Annotated in this window: 28 protein-coding genes; 25 read left to right on the top strand and 3 right to left on the bottom strand. The window is 38.1% G+C overall.

Annotated elements, in window-relative coordinates; translation table 11 throughout:
- The first annotated feature begins 4 nt into the window (after positions 1-4).
- From JEP71_RS15985 to JEP71_RS15995, 4 genes are all read left to right on the top strand, one after another.
- Positions 5-241, top strand: a complete 237-nt coding sequence (locus JEP71_RS15985) for a hypothetical protein (RefSeq protein ID WP_232797655.1) — start codon at positions 5-7, stop codon at positions 239-241.
- Between the two features lie 424 nt (positions 242-665).
- Positions 666-878 (top strand): transcription antiterminator/RNA stability regulator CspE, encoded by a 213-nt coding sequence (gene cspE / locus JEP71_RS15990; RefSeq protein WP_006537195.1) that lies wholly within the window; start codon positions 666-668, stop codon positions 876-878.
- On the top strand, positions 862-1,026 hold the full coding sequence (ymcF, locus tag JEP71_RS17605; protein WP_088495869.1) for a cold shock small protein YmcF: 165 nt from the start codon (positions 862-864) through the stop codon (positions 1,024-1,026). The genes cspE and ymcF overlap by 17 nt, the downstream gene beginning before the upstream one ends.
- Before the next feature lie 182 nt (positions 1,027-1,208).
- Positions 1,209-1,667 carry an Hsp20 family protein gene (locus JEP71_RS15995; RefSeq protein WP_072070436.1) on the top strand — a complete coding sequence of 153 codons (459 nt, stop codon included), beginning with the start codon at positions 1,209-1,211 and terminating at the stop codon, positions 1,665-1,667.
- A gap of 153 nt (positions 1,668-1,820) precedes the next feature.
- Here JEP71_RS15995 and JEP71_RS16000 read toward each other — a convergent pair whose 3' ends face one another.
- Positions 1,821-2,678, bottom strand: coding sequence for a hypothetical protein (locus tag JEP71_RS16000; protein WP_196736436.1), 858 nt, complete (start codon positions 2,676-2,678; stop codon positions 1,821-1,823).
- A gap of 1,936 nt (positions 2,679-4,614) precedes the next feature.
- Between JEP71_RS16000 and JEP71_RS16005 the strand changes: the two genes are divergently transcribed.
- The 7 genes from JEP71_RS16005 (at position 4,615) to JEP71_RS16035 (ending at position 7,830) form a co-directional block, all read left to right on the top strand.
- Positions 4,615-5,043, top strand: a complete 429-nt coding sequence (locus tag JEP71_RS16005; RefSeq protein WP_198626572.1) for a hypothetical protein — start codon at positions 4,615-4,617, stop codon at positions 5,041-5,043.
- A gap of 152 nt (positions 5,044-5,195) precedes the next feature.
- Complete coding sequence (locus JEP71_RS16010; RefSeq protein WP_198626573.1) at positions 5,196-5,447, top strand: hypothetical protein; 252 nt, start codon at positions 5,196-5,198, stop codon at positions 5,445-5,447.
- A gap of 443 nt (positions 5,448-5,890) precedes the next feature.
- Positions 5,891-6,160 carry a bacteriophage protein gene (locus tag JEP71_RS16015; RefSeq protein ID WP_046334538.1) on the top strand — a complete coding sequence of 90 codons (270 nt, stop codon included), beginning with the start codon at positions 5,891-5,893 and terminating at the stop codon, positions 6,158-6,160.
- Complete coding sequence (locus JEP71_RS16020) at positions 6,160-6,630, top strand: lysozyme (protein WP_198626574.1); 471 nt, start codon at positions 6,160-6,162, stop codon at positions 6,628-6,630. Before JEP71_RS16015 ends, JEP71_RS16020 begins: the two co-directional genes overlap by 1 nt.
- On the top strand, positions 6,612-6,770 hold the full coding sequence (locus JEP71_RS16025) for a hypothetical protein (RefSeq protein ID WP_175304872.1): 159 nt from the start codon (positions 6,612-6,614) through the stop codon (positions 6,768-6,770). The genes JEP71_RS16020 and JEP71_RS16025 overlap by 19 nt, the downstream gene beginning before the upstream one ends.
- Before the next feature lie 2 nt (positions 6,771-6,772).
- The gene (locus JEP71_RS16030) at positions 6,773-7,234 is read left to right on the top strand and encodes a lysis protein (protein ID WP_198626575.1); all 462 of its coding nucleotides are present in this window, start codon (positions 6,773-6,775) and stop codon (positions 7,232-7,234) included.
- A 137-nt stretch (positions 7,235-7,371) separates the two neighbouring features.
- Entirely contained in the window at positions 7,372-7,830 is a 459-nt protein-coding gene (locus JEP71_RS16035; protein ID WP_198626576.1) for an anti-virulence regulator CigR family protein, read from the top strand.
- 208 nt (positions 7,831-8,038) lie between these two features.
- On the opposite strand, the gene JEP71_RS16040 is transcribed toward JEP71_RS16035, so the two are convergent.
- Positions 8,039-8,392, bottom strand: coding sequence for an SH3 domain-containing protein (locus tag JEP71_RS16040; RefSeq protein ID WP_198626577.1), 354 nt, complete (start codon positions 8,390-8,392; stop codon positions 8,039-8,041).
- 161 nt (positions 8,393-8,553) lie between these two features.
- Between JEP71_RS16040 and JEP71_RS16045 the strand changes: the two genes are divergently transcribed.
- The 14 genes from JEP71_RS16045 (at position 8,554) to JEP71_RS16110 (ending at position 17,647) form a co-directional block, all read left to right on the top strand.
- Entirely contained in the window at positions 8,554-9,000 is a 447-nt protein-coding gene (locus JEP71_RS16045) for a hypothetical protein (RefSeq protein WP_198626578.1), read from the top strand.
- A gap of 3 nt (positions 9,001-9,003) precedes the next feature.
- The gene (locus tag JEP71_RS16050; protein WP_072071139.1) at positions 9,004-9,342 is read left to right on the top strand and encodes an HNH endonuclease; all 339 of its coding nucleotides are present in this window, start codon (positions 9,004-9,006) and stop codon (positions 9,340-9,342) included.
- Between the two features lie 118 nt (positions 9,343-9,460).
- Positions 9,461-9,928 carry a phage terminase small subunit P27 family gene (locus tag JEP71_RS16055; protein WP_063693331.1) on the top strand — a complete coding sequence of 156 codons (468 nt, stop codon included), beginning with the start codon at positions 9,461-9,463 and terminating at the stop codon, positions 9,926-9,928.
- Positions 9,882-11,615, top strand: a complete 1,734-nt coding sequence (locus JEP71_RS16060) for a terminase large subunit (RefSeq protein WP_198626579.1) — start codon at positions 9,882-9,884, stop codon at positions 11,613-11,615. Before JEP71_RS16055 ends, JEP71_RS16060 begins: the two co-directional genes overlap by 47 nt.
- Positions 11,615-12,883 (top strand): phage portal protein, encoded by a 1,269-nt coding sequence (locus JEP71_RS16065; RefSeq protein ID WP_198626580.1) that lies wholly within the window; start codon positions 11,615-11,617, stop codon positions 12,881-12,883. The genes JEP71_RS16060 and JEP71_RS16065 overlap by 1 nt, the downstream gene beginning before the upstream one ends.
- 17 nt (positions 12,884-12,900) lie before the next feature.
- Entirely contained in the window at positions 12,901-13,569 is a 669-nt protein-coding gene (locus JEP71_RS16070) for an HK97 family phage prohead protease (protein WP_020946083.1), read from the top strand.
- A 3-nt stretch (positions 13,570-13,572) separates the two neighbouring features.
- On the top strand, positions 13,573-14,739 hold the full coding sequence (locus JEP71_RS16075) for a phage major capsid protein (protein WP_198626581.1): 1,167 nt from the start codon (positions 13,573-13,575) through the stop codon (positions 14,737-14,739).
- 38 nt (positions 14,740-14,777) lie between these two features.
- Positions 14,778-15,077 (top strand): head-tail connector protein, encoded by a 300-nt coding sequence (locus JEP71_RS16080; RefSeq protein ID WP_036935210.1) that lies wholly within the window; start codon positions 14,778-14,780, stop codon positions 15,075-15,077.
- Positions 15,077-15,406, top strand: coding sequence for a phage head closure protein (locus JEP71_RS16085; protein ID WP_198626582.1), 330 nt, complete (start codon positions 15,077-15,079; stop codon positions 15,404-15,406). Before JEP71_RS16080 ends, JEP71_RS16085 begins: the two co-directional genes overlap by 1 nt.
- A complete protein-coding gene (locus JEP71_RS16090) occupies positions 15,396-15,869 on the top strand; it encodes an HK97-gp10 family putative phage morphogenesis protein (protein ID WP_198626583.1) in 474 nt (157 codons plus the stop codon). The genes JEP71_RS16085 and JEP71_RS16090 overlap by 11 nt, the downstream gene beginning before the upstream one ends.
- Positions 15,870-15,874: 5 nt before the next feature.
- Positions 15,875-16,216 carry a tail completion protein gp17 gene (gene gp17 / locus JEP71_RS16095; protein ID WP_196568630.1) on the top strand — a complete coding sequence of 114 codons (342 nt, stop codon included), beginning with the start codon at positions 15,875-15,877 and terminating at the stop codon, positions 16,214-16,216.
- An 87-nt stretch (positions 16,217-16,303) separates the two neighbouring features.
- Positions 16,304-16,891, top strand: a complete 588-nt coding sequence (locus JEP71_RS16100; protein WP_232797656.1) for a hypothetical protein — start codon at positions 16,304-16,306, stop codon at positions 16,889-16,891.
- A gap of 64 nt (positions 16,892-16,955) precedes the next feature.
- Positions 16,956-17,372, top strand: a complete 417-nt coding sequence (locus JEP71_RS16105; RefSeq protein ID WP_198626585.1) for a hypothetical protein — start codon at positions 16,956-16,958, stop codon at positions 17,370-17,372.
- Positions 17,373-17,416: 44 nt separating this feature from the next.
- Entirely contained in the window at positions 17,417-17,647 is a 231-nt protein-coding gene (locus JEP71_RS16110) for a phage tail assembly protein T (protein ID WP_232797657.1), read from the top strand.
- Between the two features lie 24 nt (positions 17,648-17,671).
- On the opposite strand, the gene JEP71_RS16115 is transcribed toward JEP71_RS16110, so the two are convergent.
- Positions 17,672-17,863: a YqaE/Pmp3 family membrane protein gene (locus JEP71_RS16115; RefSeq protein ID WP_004242485.1), complete on the bottom strand. Its 192-nt coding sequence runs from the start codon at positions 17,861-17,863 to the stop codon at positions 17,672-17,674.
- Positions 17,864-17,892: the final 29 nt, after the last annotated feature.

A 17,892-nucleotide genomic window follows, 5' to 3' on the forward strand; every position in this document is an offset into this window, starting at 1 on the left:
AGGCATGATGTACGAATTAATAACAATAGATGTTTCCTCTGACACTCCTAAAGGACTTGGAGTAAAACTTTATAAGACCCACCCTAGAATTGGCGAGTGGGTTGAAATGGACATAAATGAGGAAGGTACTATGTTTGAAGTTGTAATGGTGGCCCACTCAGATAGCGGAGCTGGTTCTGATATTTATGTAAGAAAACTAGGGACCACGCTCCAAGCAGTTAAAACACTTTGTCATAAATAAACTATTGTAATCAATTAGTAATACTTTTTTACATAGGCCACTTGAGTGGTCTTTTTATTATTTAGGACGGGTCATTTAAATTAAAGAAGTTTACTTTTAGTCGCCTTACTGCCTGCTTACGCCGACTACAGAACCTTATTGATTGAAGTCTTCGTTAATATTAGTAGGGTTTTATTTTTGATAGTATACAAGTAGTTTCATCGCTAAAAAATAAAGTTTGCTATCTGCATTTTTCTATGGCTTAATAGCGTCATTGGTTTGGAAGTACAGACCTATTTATGTTAGTAAGTTTAAAGTTGTTCCCGTTTAGCGTTATCCTCGATACCTCTTCATTGTGAATTCCTTCTAATTAATTCCCATAAGTAAAAATACAAAACAAACCGCATATGCCTTATGGCAAATTAAATAAATTAAAGGAAATTCTATGTCTAATACAATGACTGGTACAGTAAAATGGTTCGATGAAGGTAAAGGTTTTGGTTTTATTACTCCAGCTGATGGCAGCAAAGATGTCTTTGTACATTTCTCTGCAATCCAAAGTGATAACTTCAAAACATTAGCGGAAGGCCAACAAGTTTCATTCACCATGGAAAATGGTATGAAAGGCCCAGCAGCAGGCAATGTGGTGGCTCTCTAAAGGCGCTATTACTATTCGCCTCTATTTTAAATGCCCTTGTTGTAGCAGTTCACAATATAGAACATCACAATTTGATGTCACAGTGAACAATCCACACGGCGCAAAATGTATCTTTTGCAAAAGTGTGATGACAGCTCAAATGAGTTAAGCATTAAATAGTTGAATATATAAAACCTCGCTTCGGCGGGGTTTTTGCTATCTACAATCTCATATTGGCTAAAGATAAAAAATTTAGGTTTTAGGGCTTGAAAAACACTTGCTCGTTCATATTTATATTTTGGGTAAATAAGATACCACCCATAATTCACTAAATACTGAAGGAGGAGTTATATGCCTAACATTAAACCTTTTTCATTATTCCCAACATTATCTGACAACTTACTTTCAAACCGTTTTGATCAAATAGATCGCCTGTTTAGTCAGTTAACAGGCAGTAAGCCCATTGCATCACCTGTACAGACTTATAACCTGAAACAGATTGATGATAACCATTATGAACTGACAGTAAGTGTGCCTGGATATCAAGAAAATGACTTATCGGTTTCATTAAAAGGTAGTCGTCTATTGATTGAAGGGAAAAAAGAAGAAAAATCAGAAGAAGACAATGATAAATGGATCCACCGAGGCATATCTCAAGGGCAATTTACATTGCAATTTGACCTCGGTAAAAATGTTAAAATAGAAAAAGCCGATTTATCAAGTGGACTTCTGACTATTGCTATTGAGTATGAATTACCTGAAGAAGAAAAACGGCAAACAATAGCGATAGAGAATAAAGATAAAAGTTAATTGAGTTAGATAATGTGAATAAGATTAAGGCTACGCAAATGTGTAGCCTTAATTGTTTTTGTCAGGGGTTCTAAATTGTATTAACAGAGAGTTTGATTGACAGATCATGTAGGTAGAGCGCAATTGGAAAATTGGTTTTATATCTCAATCAATTCAAAGTAAAGTTTTTTTCTTTAGTTCTAAGCAGGTTGTACATGGAAAAAAACCTAATGCATCAAGAATCTTGTCTGAGAATATATTGTCAGTTATTTTATTTATTTTTGTGATTTTTTGGAATATATCACCTTTTACCTTATCTTTTATATGGTGCCATTCACTTATAATAGAATGTTCTTCCTCATTTATTCTTTTCAATCTTAAATAATTATCACGTAAATGGGAGGCATTACCAAACATTCTTATTAACTTTTTATTTTCTTGAAATAAAGCCAATGCTTTTAAAATACTTTCTGTACATGGTTCATTATCTGACTCAAGTAATTTCAACATATCTTGAGTGTTTGAGCGACCACTGTTCCTATGATTCATTCTACCAACAGCACTAATTTTAACACCAAATTTGTGAGCGACATTTAGATAAAACACGTCTACATTCTGAAAAAACAACTCCATGTTTTCAATGAAAAAAAGTCTATATTCATCAATTCTATCTTCTGGTATTTCATCAGGAATGGTGAAATTTTTGTAATCAGACGTAATTTTAGGACAATTATTGTAGTAGTGATATGTCGGATTTTTATGTAAAAAAATTACTCGTTCTTTTTTTGCTTTCTCGTATATACTTTTTTTAACTTTAGTTTTTATATTTTCTGGTGTTTCTGAATTTAAAATGGTATTCACTACTATCATTCTAGCTAACGCCTTTTTTTCTGGAGTAGTTAGTATTGGAATTGTTGAGTATTTTTTTATTATTTCATCAATAGCTTTACTTGCTCTAGATGAACTTTCATAGTCTATGTCTAATACTCCAGATATAGAATATAAGGTACTTTTAGTGACGAATACATCCATAGAAACCTCGTGAATCTACGTATTAAAGTATGCGTTAATATCATAAATTTAGATAATCAGTAGGATGAATATAGCACATATTTGCAGTGTTAGAATTATCGTTACGTGGTTGAAATAATATACGCTTCTGGCACTGAGAGAACTGTCAGATTAGATTTAGTTCTGTGTCAGGATATAACATCTAAATTATTACTATAATTACTCAATACAATAAAAAAATGCCGATACGCTAGGAGTCATATCGGCATATAAAATAAACGCAAGAAGCAATGTAAGTCATGTCGTACTAATTCATATCAAACCTGTCAATTTGATATGTATGTAATGATAATTATTCTCATCAATATATTCAACCCTAAATTAAATAAGGTTACTTTGTAGCCTTTCCGTCTACGCCGACCACAGAATCAACACTCACTTATACCGTTCACACAAGAGCTGTGAGTCGGCACCTTATTAACTAAAATAAATCGGTAAATGTTATGGCGGATTATAGTTTTAGTTTACAGTATGCCTTAGAAATAGATGGTGAAATGAACCTCTGTCATTAAAAGGAAGTCGTTTATTGATTGAAAGGAAAAAGAAGAAAAACCAGAAGAAGACAATGATAAATGGATCCACTGATGCATATCCCAAGGGCAATTTACGTTACAATTTGACCTCAGTAAAAATGTAAAAATAGACAAAGCCGATTTATTAAGTAAATCATCCAATAAAAAAAGCCCCCAAGATGAGTTGGGGGAAGTGGGTTATATAGTTATAATAAGAAAAAGATTATGAATTTTCTTTATATTATAAAATAATTTAAATTTCTATGGTTTTTGTTTTTTTTATTAAGATGAGATAAAAAAATATCAAAGTATTATAAAAATAATCGTATCTTTTTTATGGGTAAGGATTTTTAAGGATAAAAAAAATCCATCAGGAGAAGATGGATTAAAAGTACAACTAGTACCAATCATATAATGAAGAGAACATATCTACAAAAAAGAGGACAATTAAATGAAATAAATATTTAAATGAGATCTAATGCATTAACAGTATTATTAATAAAATAAACAAAATAAAAATGCAATAACTATATGGTAATAAAGAAGGGTTGTAATAAAAAAATATCAAAAAATCATAAAAACAAGAATAATAAAAAAAATCCATCTGAGTGAGATGGATTTAAAAAAACAAATAAAATATGCAGTAGGAAGGAATTTAAATACTTGTTTTAAATAAGTATTTTTGAAATCAATGATTACACATTTTGTATAAATAATTAATTTCGATATTATTAATAAATTATTTTTTTATAATGGTCAATATTTGTTGTTAATGATTTTATTGATTTTGATCACAAATTTATATTTTTAATTTCCTAATTTTAAATGTAAAAAATCATTAATAAAGATAGCTTGAATAATAAAAAATAAAACGTTGATAAATAAAAAAACCACCTACGGTAAGTAGGTGGGAAAAGGAAGAATTAATGTGAGTTGTAATGTACATTATTGAAAATAACACGAAGTAAGTAAAAAACAACAAAAAGAATGAAAATTATCATTTGGAATTATTAATTTATCATTTTTAGTTTGAGTGTGATTTAATAAATAAGCTTATAATTTCTAGAATGTATTTTTATTAGACTTTGTTTAATTTAATCCTTTCATATTTCATGAGGATATTTTCATTATGTAAGGATAAAAAAAATCCATCTGGGATAGATGGATTAAACGAATTAAACGGAAAATCATGCTGATTTATGTAACATATAAAAAAGAGATCATATTAACTAAATGAACAAATTAGAATATATAAATCTACAGCATTAATGACATTATTATTAATAAACAAAATAAAATGAAAATTCAATAACTATATTACAAAAATAATTAATTGTAATATAAAAATATCAATTTGTTTCATCTAAATAAATCGGTAAATATTTATGTCAAAAGAGATAAGCGAATTACAGTTTAGTCTTCACTATGCATCAGAAACAGACAGTGAAAAGAATACCTCCGTCATTTTAACGGCGAATATCCATACGGCTGATGGCGAAACTCAACAACTCACACAACTAATTTGTACGACATCTCCCGCAGGTAAAAAGCAATATCGAATCGGCTTGCAAAAAATTAGTGATGCTGGTGCTCCATTGCTGGTGGCGATTGAATCCTATTGGCGTAAAAACACACAAGAGAGTTGTGTGTTTTTGTTAGAGAAAGCGAAGCAATTTATTCAAGGGCACTTACAACAAACGAATACATGGATATCTATGTATGGTCTTGTGATTGTTTCTAATGCGTCACTGGAAGAGCAATTGCCTGAAGGTTTATTAACATTAATTCATTCAAAATATGCTAGTCTTTCTTGAATGTAACTTATTGGTTTAAATTAACTTTATAAGCTATCTAATATATGAGTCTTTTAATGATCGTGATCTTATAATAAAAACATCTTTAAAGTAAAAAGACTAATAAGTATTATTTTTATATTGATGAGGCTTGAATAACAATAAGAGGCGATATGAAAATTAAAGAACCAGATAAGCTTATAGCGGATGCGGATAAACATGAATCAAAAGTAATGTTTAAATCAATAAGAATAGCTTGGTTGATATTTACCATTGTACTACTTAATTTAATACCAATGCTTATTCATGGTGGAGTATTGTCATTATCTAACTTTTTGATTTTTAATGTTTTTGTTATTTGTATTATGCTATGGATATATATCAGAAAAATATTTTATACATATTCCAAGAGAAATTCACATTAAGATAATGTTACTCATATTGTGAGTAAAAAGAATTTTAAAAACAGTTTTTCTAAAGGTATTACTTAAATTTTAGAAGAGACAACCTTACCTTAGATAATGAATGCTGTGATTTAGGGAGAGTAACGATCGTTTCATGAGATTTATAAAAAAGAAGCCCTCGGACGAAGGCTTTAATAGCGATACTATATAATAATTAGAAGCAATCGATAACTAAAATAGATTAGCTATATATCAACTAAACTTTAGCCATCTCTCATAGTTTACTCGTTTTACTAATATAGAAATTTGCACTAAGTCAAATAAGTTTTTTTTGTAAAAACATTATCCTTAATAGAACTGTAAACTTTCGTTTTAATCTAAATCATAACGTTAGTTCAAGTTTCACCTTCACATATTTAACTCTCTCACACTCATCATCAACGGACACTCCTCTGGGGGTGACTATGCGTATGGAAAAATTAACTAATGTTACTTACGGAACAGCAGGCCTAACGGCATTTTTTGCAAGCCTCTCTTTATATGAATGGGGATTTGTTATCGGGATGGCGTTCAGCATGGTTCTGGGTTTAGCCACTTACTTTATGACTCGTCGAGAGCAACGAAAACGCACTCAATTATTTGAAGAGCTTGTTCGTCATGTTGACCCACAAAACCCGACCGAAACGTTAAAAAGGCTTGCTGAATTAATGGTGAAAGCGCCAAAGGATATTTAATGTCTCTCAAACAGAAAATAGCGGCGCTAACAACTGCGGGAGCAACAGTCATCGCATTAGTAGTAATAGCCCATTTTGAAGGTGTGCGTTATAAACCTTATCGTGATGTGGCGGGTGTTCTAACGGTTTGTTACGGACACACAGGTAAAGACATTATTCAAGGTAAGAGATACACACAACAAGAATGTGATGCGTTTTTACAAAACGATTTTATTAAGACACAACAGCAAGTCGATGCATTAATCAAAGTACCACTCGATGACTACACCAAAGCTGCTTTATATTCCTTTACTTTTAATGTGGGAACGACAGCATTTGCTCGCTCAACATTACTCAAGAAATTAAACGCGGGTGATAGTGCGGGTGCCTGTGAAGAAATAAAACGTTGGGTTTATGCAGGAGGAAAGGTTTGGCGAGGGCTTGTCAGTCGTCGAGAGGCGGAGTCAGCACTATGTCATGGAAACCTTTAATCATCATTATCGGCTTTATTCTTGCATTACTCATTACAGTCGCTGGTGGTATTTATCTCTTGATTGATAACTCATGTACTAAAGACCAAGTTAGTTTAGAAAAACGCTGTCAGATTGCACTCTCATATCATCGGTACTAATCATGAAATACGGGAAACTCTATACCATCATCGCGATGGTAGGCATTATTGTGGGTAGCTATTGGGTGATTAACAGGCAAGCTAACAGGATTAATTCACTGATAGATACCAACAAAAAACTGACAGTGGCTCTCGAAGAACAGAAATCTATTAATACTGATTATCAAGCACGCATAATGCGGTTAAACCAACTGGATATTCAATATACGCAGGAGTTAGTGAATGTTAAGAATGAAATTAGTCGCTTGCGTGATATTAGTGAGCGTCATCCTGAGCGGGTGTATATCAAAGCCGAGTGCCCAAAAAGCAAAACCACTCCCTCCACCAGCTTGGCTTATGCAACCACCGCCCGACCTACTAACACCGCTATCAGAAATTATTGGTTACTCATAGAGCGAATTGCAGAGTCAGAGCAGATGATATTAGGGCTACAAGATTATATAAGGCTGGAGTGTTTGAAATAAAAAAAGACTTAGTTATGTATTCGCAACTAAGTTAGCAACAATGACACCTGTCAGCTATTTTTTCTAGGAGTATTACTTATGGTAGTTGTGTAACTCGAAGGATATTCTGTGAAAAATTAATTGCTGAGGTCATAGTCATGGGTATTCTTTCTAGAATAAGTAACTTATTGTTGGTGATTATAGGTTTGTCGATGATATCTGTTTCTTCTTATGCAGATCCAGATAATGGGCATGGAAGAGGTCAAAATAAAGGATATCAAGGAGAGAAGCCAAACAAATGGCATAATAAATCACAAAATAATCACTTTGATAATGAAACCTCTTTCTCAATTTCTCTATCTTATTATGAGGCTAGAGCAATTGCGTTGAATGGTGGATTTACTGGATATTCATCACTCCCTCCAGGTATTGCTAAAAATTTAGTAAGAGGAAAGCCATTGCCTCCGGGTATTGCGAAGAAAATGGTTCCTGAAAAAATGCTTAGCCAATTACCTTACTATCCTGGTTACGAATGGCGCATTGTTGGAAATGATTTGGTATTGATCGCATTAAGTACAGCGATAGTCACTTCAATTATTAATAATGTTTTTGATTAAAACATAGTGGGTTAAATATATTCGGTATCATTGCGGGGTTTTAATCTATAAAAATAACCTTGTGAGTTTGAGCTCCCACAGGGCGGTTAAAATGAATATTAGATATCAACTCTGGGTTGATAGAAATTTAAGTATAATTACTAAAATAAGGCCCTGCAACATAAGTTAAAAAACATAGAAAACAAAATTATTAATTAGATAGTAATGATTACTCTATGATTTCTGATACATTTGAAAGTGGCACCCAACCTTTCTCATTATTTTCATTTTTAGCCCAAATCCAATTATTTAACTCTCTTGATGAGAAAAGTAATTCACCAGGAGCAACACAAAGCTCATGTGCTGTGTAGTCTTCATTGGCTACCCCTTGATTGTTATCAATAAAATCAATGAGTTGTTTAGGGACGAATCCTTGAATTTCATTAAAGTTACAATAAATCCAGTTATCCCACCCTTCATCACCTACATATTCGTCACCAATTGATATAGTGTCTCCTTTGTTGAAATTGATTGGATTGGGGAATTCGGATATGTGCTTTTTGGTTACAATGAATTTACGCATGAACAAACCTCGTGCCATAAAAAGTTAGGATTCATTTTACTTTACTAAGGTTAGTAGGTCAGAAATGTTGTGTATAAATGTGATTCATTGAGTGATGTTGATAGAGTTTATATAGATAGCCATCAGTTAACCGCTGGTGGCTTTTTTATTGGAGAAATTTAATGATTGTGAATATTAAACATGATGGCTCCGTTGATGTTAAGACGAATTCTTATGAAGGTTATTATGATCGAGATGGGTATTTTAAGTTTGTTATAGGTAACTTGGATGCACCTAAAAAGCTCACTATCAACATCCCTAACAAAATTGAGATGACGGAGTTAGATAAGTTAGAAGAGCAACTCACTCACATTAAAAAGCTAATGCAAGATATTGGTGTGAAGTCAGAATCAGCGCGATCAGTGTCAGGAGATGCGGTATTTGGTGGTGTGCTTACAATCGATAAATTAGAGCAGGGCATCAAAACTCAATTGGCAGAGTTGCACCGACAAGCTGATCGGCAAGATGCCATCATTACTGAGTTAATGCAAGCAAGGGAAGCTGAACGTCAAGCATGGTCAAAAGCCATGAGTGAGTTAAATAACAGAACATGGTGCAGTCAGAAATAAACCATGAAAAAACGCAATGTCTATGGTGGTCGCTGGGCAAAGGTGCGATTAGCGTTTCTCAATGAACATCCACTTTGTGTTATGTGCCAAGAGCAAGGACGTATTACTGCTGCCACCGTAGTTGACCACATTATTCCGCATCGCCTTAAAGAAGCACTTGAATCAGGTGATAAAGAACGTATCGCAAAAGCTCAAGCCTTATTCTGGGACGCAAAGAACTTTCAAAGCTTATGCGAACTGCATCATAACTCAACCAAACAACGTATCGAAAAGAGTGGCAAAGTCATAGGTTGTAATGCGGATGGCATTCCACTCGATCCCAATTCTCATTGGCATCAATAACACCATGAAATACAGGGTGGGGGCAGGGTAAAAGTTCAAACACTTTTGCCCTGATTACCTAGCACCCTCATTTGTGTGCACAACCGCGAAATGAAAAGTTTTTTTCTGGGAGGTTCCGATGGCAGGAAGACGCCCGAAACCGACCCACTTGAAGGTGGTCACCGGTAATCCGGGAAAACGAAAACTCAACGATAAAGAACCCCAGCCCAAACGTGAAATTCCAAGCCCGCCCGAACATTTAACGGATTGGGGGAAAATGGCGTGGGCAAAATTAACCTTACTACTCGATGGAATGGGTGTTTTAACTGTGGCTGACACGCTGGCATTAGAACGGCTGTGTGATATCTACGCCGATATTCTTCAATTGCGAGACACCATTGCGATTGAAGGTCGGACATACACCACAAAAACGCAATCAGGGGATTTTTTAATTAAAGCGAATCCTGCCGTTGCCATGTTAGCTGATGCAGATCGCCGTTTTAAAAGTTATTTAGTCGAGTTTGGTTTAACCCCCGCCGCTCGTTCGAAGGTGAAGATGGATGGTGGAGAAGAAGAGGAAGATCCGCTCAACCAATATTTCGGTTGATCCCGCAACGCAATACGCGCAAGACGTGCATCAAGGAAAAATCTTAGCGGGGCCTGATATTCGTCATGCATGTGCGCGTCATCTTAAAGATTTAAACGAAGCCGAGCAACGAGGATTAGTCTGGGATGTCGAGGCCGTCAAAAGAGTGATCGATTTTTTCGCGAAAGTCTTAAAGCTCAATGGCGGGGAGCATGAAGGAAAACCGTTTATTTTATTGCCTTGGCAATGCTTTGTGATTGGCTCCATTTTTGGCTGGAAAATGATTGACGGTACACGCCGATTTCGCATGGTGTACGTTGAATCAGGCAAAGGCTCAGGAAAATCACCGATGGCGGGTGGCGTTGGGCTGTATTGTTTAGTCGCCGACAGTGAACCGCGTGCCGAAGTGTATGCGGCAGCCACGAAAAAAGACCAAGCCATGATTTTATTTCGTGATGCGGTGGCGATGGTTGATCAATCTCCCGCATTAAGTCAGCGGATCACCAAATCAGGCGGAACAGGTAAAGAGTGGAACTTGGCTTATTTGAAAACGAGTTCATTCTTTCGCCCGATTAGCTCAGATGATGGGCAATCAGGGCCTCGTCCCCATTGTGCGTTGATTGATGAAATTCATGAGCACAAAAATAATACTGCCGTTGAGATGATGCGAGCGGGTACTAAAGGTCGGCGACAAGCCTTGATATTTATGATCACCAATAGTGGCCATGATAAAACCAGCGTGTGTTATGACTACCATGAATACGGTCGAAAAGTCGCCGAAGGTACTATCGAAGACGACAGCTTCTTTTCCTATATTTGCTCACTGGATGAGGGCGATGATCCCTTTAAGGATGAGTCTTGCTGGGAGAAAGCCAATCCGTCATTGGGCTACACCTTTTCTGATCGCTACTTACGTGAACAAGTGACACAAGCTCGAGGTATGCCCGCAAAAGAAAGCATTGTGCGTCGGCTTAATTTTTGTCAGTGGGTGGATGCCGATAATCCATGGATTAACAGTGAAACATGGATGCAGTGTGAAAATACGTTCACCTTCGATGATCTTCAAGGTGAAGAATGTTATGGCGGGCTGGACTTATCGGGAACCAAAGATTTAACCGCATTAGCCTTGTATTTTCCTCGCCTCAAACGTCTTTACATTGAATTTTGGACACCCAAAGACACCTTATTGGATAGAGCGAAAACCGACCGAGTGCCTTACGACTTATGGGTAAGGCAAGGTTTTATGCATACCACGCCAGGGAATGCGGTGAGATATGAATTTGTGGCAGAACGCATTGCTGAAATGGCGATGCACGTCAGCATGAGAGCCATTGCCTTTGACCCTTATCGCATTAAATACCTTGAACCCAAACTCGATGAAGCGGGTGTGACGGTTCCTTTAACTCCGCATGGACAAGGATATTACAAAGCTAAGGACTCAGGGCTATGGATGCCACACTCTATCGAACTATTTGAACAGCTCATTGATGACAAGAAGATTGAGATCCACACCAATCCTTGTTTGAGATGGAATGCCGCATCCGCTGTGCTTGAGGCTGACCAAAAAGATAACCGCGTCTTTGCCAAGAAAAAAAGCACCGGTCGAATTGATGGTGTGGTGGCATCAGCAATGGCGATTGGTGCTGCGGAAGGTGAGGTTGATGATGGCAACCTTGAAGATTTTTTCTCTAACCCATTGAGTATGTGATGACAGATAAACAATATTCAATCGATTTGCGCACTAATCATGGTTGGTTTGCGCGTCTGGCTTCCTTCTTTGTTGGGGGAAGACTCGTGACACCTGAACAAGGTTCACAATCAGGCGTTATCTCAGCGCAAGGCTCGCTTGGTGATTCTTCTGTAAATGATGAGCGAATACTCCAAATATCAACGGTTTGGCGTTGTGTTAGCTTAATTTCGACGTTAACGGCTTGTTTGCCACTGGATGTGTTCGAAACGGATAAACAGGGAAATAGAACCAAAGTTGATTTAAGTAACCCATTGGCTCGATTACTGCGATATTCGCCCAATCAATATATGACGGCTCAAGAATTCCGAGAGGCAATGACTATGCAGCTTTGCTTTTATGGTAATGCTTTCGCGTTGATTGAGCGAAATAAAGTCGGTGATGTGATCAGCTTGCTTCCTCTGCTGTCTGCCAATATGGATGTACGCATGGAGGGGAAGAATATTATCTATAAATATCAGCGTGATTATGAGTTTGCGAAATTTAAACAACATGAAATTTTTCATTTAAAAGGATTTGGTTTTAATGGGTTAGTCGGATTGTCGCCTATTGCTTACGCGTGTAAGACAGCAAGCACGGCCGTTGCGATGGAAGATCAACAACGTGAGTTTTATGCCAATGGGGCTAAGTCTCCTAAAATTCTAACAACGGGTGATAAGGTATTAAATAAAGAGCAACGTAGCCAACTTGAAGAGAATTTCAAAGAAATTGCGGGTGGCCCCGTTAAAAAACGATTGTGGATCTTAGAAGGGGGATTTCAAGCACAAGATATTGGTGTTAGTCCTCAAGATGCAGAAACAATGTCTTCCCGCAAATTTCAAGTCAGTGAATTAGCACGTTTCTTTGGTGTTCCCCCGCATTTAGTCGGTGATGTTGAAAAATCAACAAGTTGGGGAACAGGTATTGAGCAACAAAACTTAGGCTTTCTTCAATATACCTTACAACCCTATATCTCCCGATGGGAAAACTGCATTGCACGTTGGCTTCTAAAACCACCCGAGGTGGGGAAATACCATGCTGAACATAACCTTGATGGATTATTGCGAGGCGATTCCACTTCACGCGCCGCGTTTATGAAAGCGATGGGAGAATCGGGGCTAAGAACTATTAATGAAATGCGACGGCTCGATAATTATCCTCCTCTTGAAGGTGGAGATGTCGCTTACCGGCAAGCACAATATTTACCGATTAACCAACTCAATAAAGAGCCTCACGAAAGTGGGGCTTAATTATTTATGGGGGTTCAATGCCTGATATTAGAAAAACACTAAATTTTGATGAAGCGGAAATCAAATTTACGGGTGATGGCACACAAGGCGTTTTCGAAGGTTATGCCTCTGTATTTAGTCATCAAGATCTCGATGGTGACATTATTTTACCCGGTGCGTTTAAGCATGTTTTAGATAAGCAAAAACAAAAAGTTGCTATGTTTTATAACCATCGAGTCTGGGAGCTTCCTGTGGGGAAATGGGAGTACATGGAGGAAGATCAAAAAGGATTACGTGTGAGAGGACAACTGACACCCGGTCATAGTGCGGCTCAAGATCTAAAAGCGGCAATGAAGCATGGCACGGTTGACGGGCTTTCTATCGGATTTGGTTGTCTGCGTAATGATTTTGAGCGAACACCTTCAGGCCGTATTTTTAAAAATATCTCCCTGTTACGTGAAATTAGTATTTGTACATTTCCCGCTAATGACCAAGCACAGGTTTCATCACTCAAGAGCATCGATGGGTTATTAACGATCCGAGATATTGAGGATTGGCTGAGAGAGTCAGCCGGTTTATCAAAATCAGAAGCAGTTGGTTTTATTTCCCGCTTCAAATCCGCTATTCGGAGTGAGTCCGATGACACTCAACAATCCCTAGTCGCATCCATTGTTAACCAAATTAATGCATTTAATCTGAAAGGATAGAATATGTCTGACTTAGCTATTATCCAAGAAGCCATCGAAGGATCACAAAAAAAGGTGCAAGAACTCTTCGATGCACAGAAGAAAGAAATTGAAGCTACTGGCGCAGTTTCAAAGCAATTACAAACAGATTTAGCCTTAGTTCAAGAGGAATTAAAAAAAGCCGGTGAACGTCTGTTTGATTTAGAACAGAAAGGAGCAACGAGTGCTGATGATCCTAATGCGAAAAAAGATTTTTCTGAGCGAGCAGCAGAAGCGCTGACAAAATCATGGAATGGGAGTCAGGCTTCTTATGAAGTGAAAACCTTTAATAAATCATTAGGCAGTGATGCGAGCTCAGCCGGTGTTCTCATTCAGCCGATGCAAGTACCGGGTATTATTATGCCGGGTATGCGTCGTTTAGTTATCCGCGATTTATTAGCTCAAGGTCGTATTTCCAGTAACTCACTGGAATATGTACGTGAAAAATTGTTTACCAATAGCGCGGTACCCGTGAAAGAAAAGGCTCAAAAACCAGAATCTAATCTGACTTTTGAAAAACAAACGGCAAATGTGATCACTATTGCTCATTGGATCCAAGCGTCTCGCCAAGTGATGGATGATGCTGTGCAGTTACAGTCTTACGTTAATAACCGCTTATTGTATGGCTTAGCATTAGTGGAAGAGGAGCAATTACTCAATGGTGACGGTACAGCGGATAATTTGACGGGGATTAACCATGTTGCCACTGCTTATGATACCACGTTGAGTGCTACGGGCGACACGCATGCTGACTTGATTGCTCATGCCATTTATCAGGTAACAGAATCTGAATTTAGCGCCTCTGGTATTATTTTAAATCCTCGTGATTGGCATGCAATTGCGTTAATGAAAGATAAAGAAGGGCGTTATATTTTCGGGGGCCCACAAGCGTTTACTTCAAATGTAATGTGGGGATTACCTGTTGTTCCAACAAAAGCACAAAAACAAGGTGAGTTTACTGTTGGTGCATTTGATTTGGCGTCTCAAGTATGGGATCGAATGAATGCAGTTATCGAAGTGAGTCGAGAAGATCGTGATAACTTTGTGAAGAATATGCTGACCATTTTGTGTGAAGAGCGTTTAGCATTAGCCCATTATCGCCCTCAAGCCTTAATCAAAGGGACTTTTCCAACGTCTGGAAGAAGTGCTTAAGTAATAGGTCGGGGTAGGTAACTATCCCGTATTACATCATGAATATCTTAGATGTCATTCCTCTTTCTTTATTAAAACAGCATCTCGAATACAGCGGTGATGATCGTGATGAGCAGATTCTATTTTATGCTCAAAGCGCATTAAATTATTGTTTGAGATGGTGTGATGAACCGGCATGGAAATCACCCGATGATATCCCTTATGAAGTGAAATCGGCCATGCTTTTGGTGCTGGGGGATATGTTTGAACATCGAACCAGCCAAAGTGAAATTCCGTTATATGAAAATAAAGCAGTAGAACGATTGTTACTGCTTTGTCGAAATTGGCGAGGTAGTTAATGGATCCGGGACGATTACGCCACACTATTCATATTCAAAAATCAGTATTAGCGCCTGATGCCATCAGTGGCAGTGATGTGATTTGGACGGATCATGCGACAAAAGTACGTGCAGCGATCATGCCTTATCAAGGACGGGAATATTTTCAAGCCCAGCAAGTACAAAGTGAGGCCACAACGCGAATTCTTATTCGCTATATCGCTGATATTGATACTTGGATGCGTATTGTATGGGGTAAGCGAATATTTAATATTATTTCGATTATTGACCCTGATGAGCGTCATCGTGAGCTTCAATTGATGTGCAAAGAGGGCGTGAATGATGGGTGAGATTAAAATCAGTGGATTGTCTGAACTCGCTCAACGAATGCAAGGTATCGCCCGTAAAACCAGAAATCAAAGCGCGCGTAAGGCGATGAATGCAGGTGCTTCGGCGTTAAAAGAAGAAATCAAACATCGAGTGCCTATCCTTAAGGAAACGGTACCGCATCGACGCAAGGGCACCATCAAGCGCAATATTCGTTCTAAAACGAAAGTGCAGCGTAATGGGCAAGTTAAAACGCGCATTTGGGTAAAATCATTATCGGGTAAAAAGGTGTCTGCCTTTAAACAAGCAACGGGGAAAAGTGCAGCATTGAACCCAAATGATCCGTTTTATTGGTGGTTTGTCGAGTTTGGCACCGCCAAGATGTCCGCACAACCGTTTATGCGCCCCAGCTTTGAAGCAAAAAAGGAAGCGACGGCTAAAGTGATTGTTCAAACACTCAAAGAGGATATTGAAAAAACAAGGTAGAGATCATGATACAGCAATTAAAAGAGACCCTTTCACCGCTTGTCGATGGAAGGGTTTTTTTTCAGGTATTACCTGAAGGCAAAGGGCATTATCCCGCCATTGTGATCCAGTTTGCCAGCATCACACCTAACAGTGCGCTGGAGGATGCGGATTTAGATAACTATCGCGTGCAACTTGATGTGTATGCGCCCCAGCCACAACCTCTGATGGTATTGCGTAAAAAAATCGAGGCTCAGATTGTTGCGGCGATCCCATTCGCACAACGGGTGAATGCGGTCTTTGGGTATGAAGCGGATGTCAAATTGCATCGGCTTGTTCTTGAATTAATGATTTCATCAGATAAATAAGGAATGGATATGACAAAGCCAAAGAACCATAAAGCAACCCCTTTCCTCGGCACGAAGATCTTTGTGCAAACCGGCTTAGGGGAGGCGATGACGGCGACGGAAGCGACGTTATCACCCGCAACCATTACCATTGCCAATAATAAGCTGAAAGCGGATGACATGATTATGTTATCGGGACTCGGGGAGTTAGATGGGCGTTTTCCTGTTGCACAAGTTGATGGCGACAAAGTGACTCTGTGTGACGAAGTGGATTGGAGCGATAAAACACTACCCACGGATTTTGCAGAGGCTAAGGCGCAACGTATTCAGTGGTCTAATAACTTTTGTGCGGTAAAAAGTTTCAGCAAAGACGGTTCGACAACCGAACAAATTGATGTCACTACCATTTGCAGTGATGGCAAGGAATATGAATCCGGCGATACGGAATACGGCTCAATTAAATTGACCTTTTTCTTACGTTATAGCTCCAGTGAGGTGCAACGACTCTTGCGTAAATATGAAAACAGCAAAGAAAAATTTGCGGTGAAAATGGTCTTAACACGAGATGAGGGCTCCATGTTTTATTACGGCTCCGTCGAAACGGGTATGAACATTGACGGCAGTGTGGGGCAAATGATGGATTCGGGGATCTCGATTAAATTGTCTGGCCGTGATTATTTGAATGTGAAGAAATAACCCTTAATTCATCCACCTCATTATTTCTCTTCTCCCTTTTCGATAAAAAAACTTAGGAGTGATTATGTCTAACACTTTATTGCGTGAATTAGTGTTAAACCAAGCACTGAAAGTGACGCCTTTTACCTATTTAGACAACACTTTTTATGTCAAAGAGCTGGATGTTGGCACCATGAATTACATTCAGCGCAAACTTCGCCAAATTAAAATTAAGCTCGCCGAAGCGCAGGACATTTATTTAGATGAAGACGATCCCGAGCAATTTAATGAGGCGATAAATCGTGTCTACGATGAATATGATGTCGCCAGAATGTTGGCCTTTAAGTTATGTGATGAAAAAGGAGAACTGCTTTTTGATGCTGAAAATGAAGAAGACTTAAAAGGTCTTAATCGTTTAGGGCAAGGGTTTTCTAATGCGGTGTTTACAGCAGAAGCGGGGAATAGCGAAAAAAACTTGGAGAACGGCGACAATTCCAACTGATATTGTCGCTGGCACTGGGAAAAACGCTCGCAGAAATCGAACAAATGCCTGAAAGCCACTTGTGTGAATATAAAGCCTTTTATCGCAAACAACCCTTTGGTTTATGGCGAGAGGATTATCGGATGGCACAAGTGGCGCATCTTCTTGCGATGATAAATCGTGATCCGAAAACGTCTCCGCCTGAATTGGTGGATTTTATGCCGATGTGGAAGAAGAAAATTACGGAAGAAGAGCTGTGGGACAACGTCACTGAGAGTGTATTAGCTAATCGATAGCCCCACATCAGTGGGGCTTAATCGTTAACCACCGCGAGACATTTTCTCAATTTTTTTATCCGTATTGTATTGGGAAAGGGCATAAACTGACCAGATGGCCGCAGGGATCCATCCGATTAAGGTGATTTGGAGGATAAGGCAGAAGATGCCAGCAAATGGGCGACCAATCGTGAAAAATTGTAACCAAGGTAGCAATAACGCCAGAATAAGTCTCATAAATATCTCCTCTAGTATTCGAAATTTCA

It is taken from the genome of Proteus sp. PR00224 (genome assembly GCF_016238105.1).
GTDB lineage: Bacteria > Pseudomonadota > Gammaproteobacteria > Enterobacterales > Enterobacteriaceae > Proteus.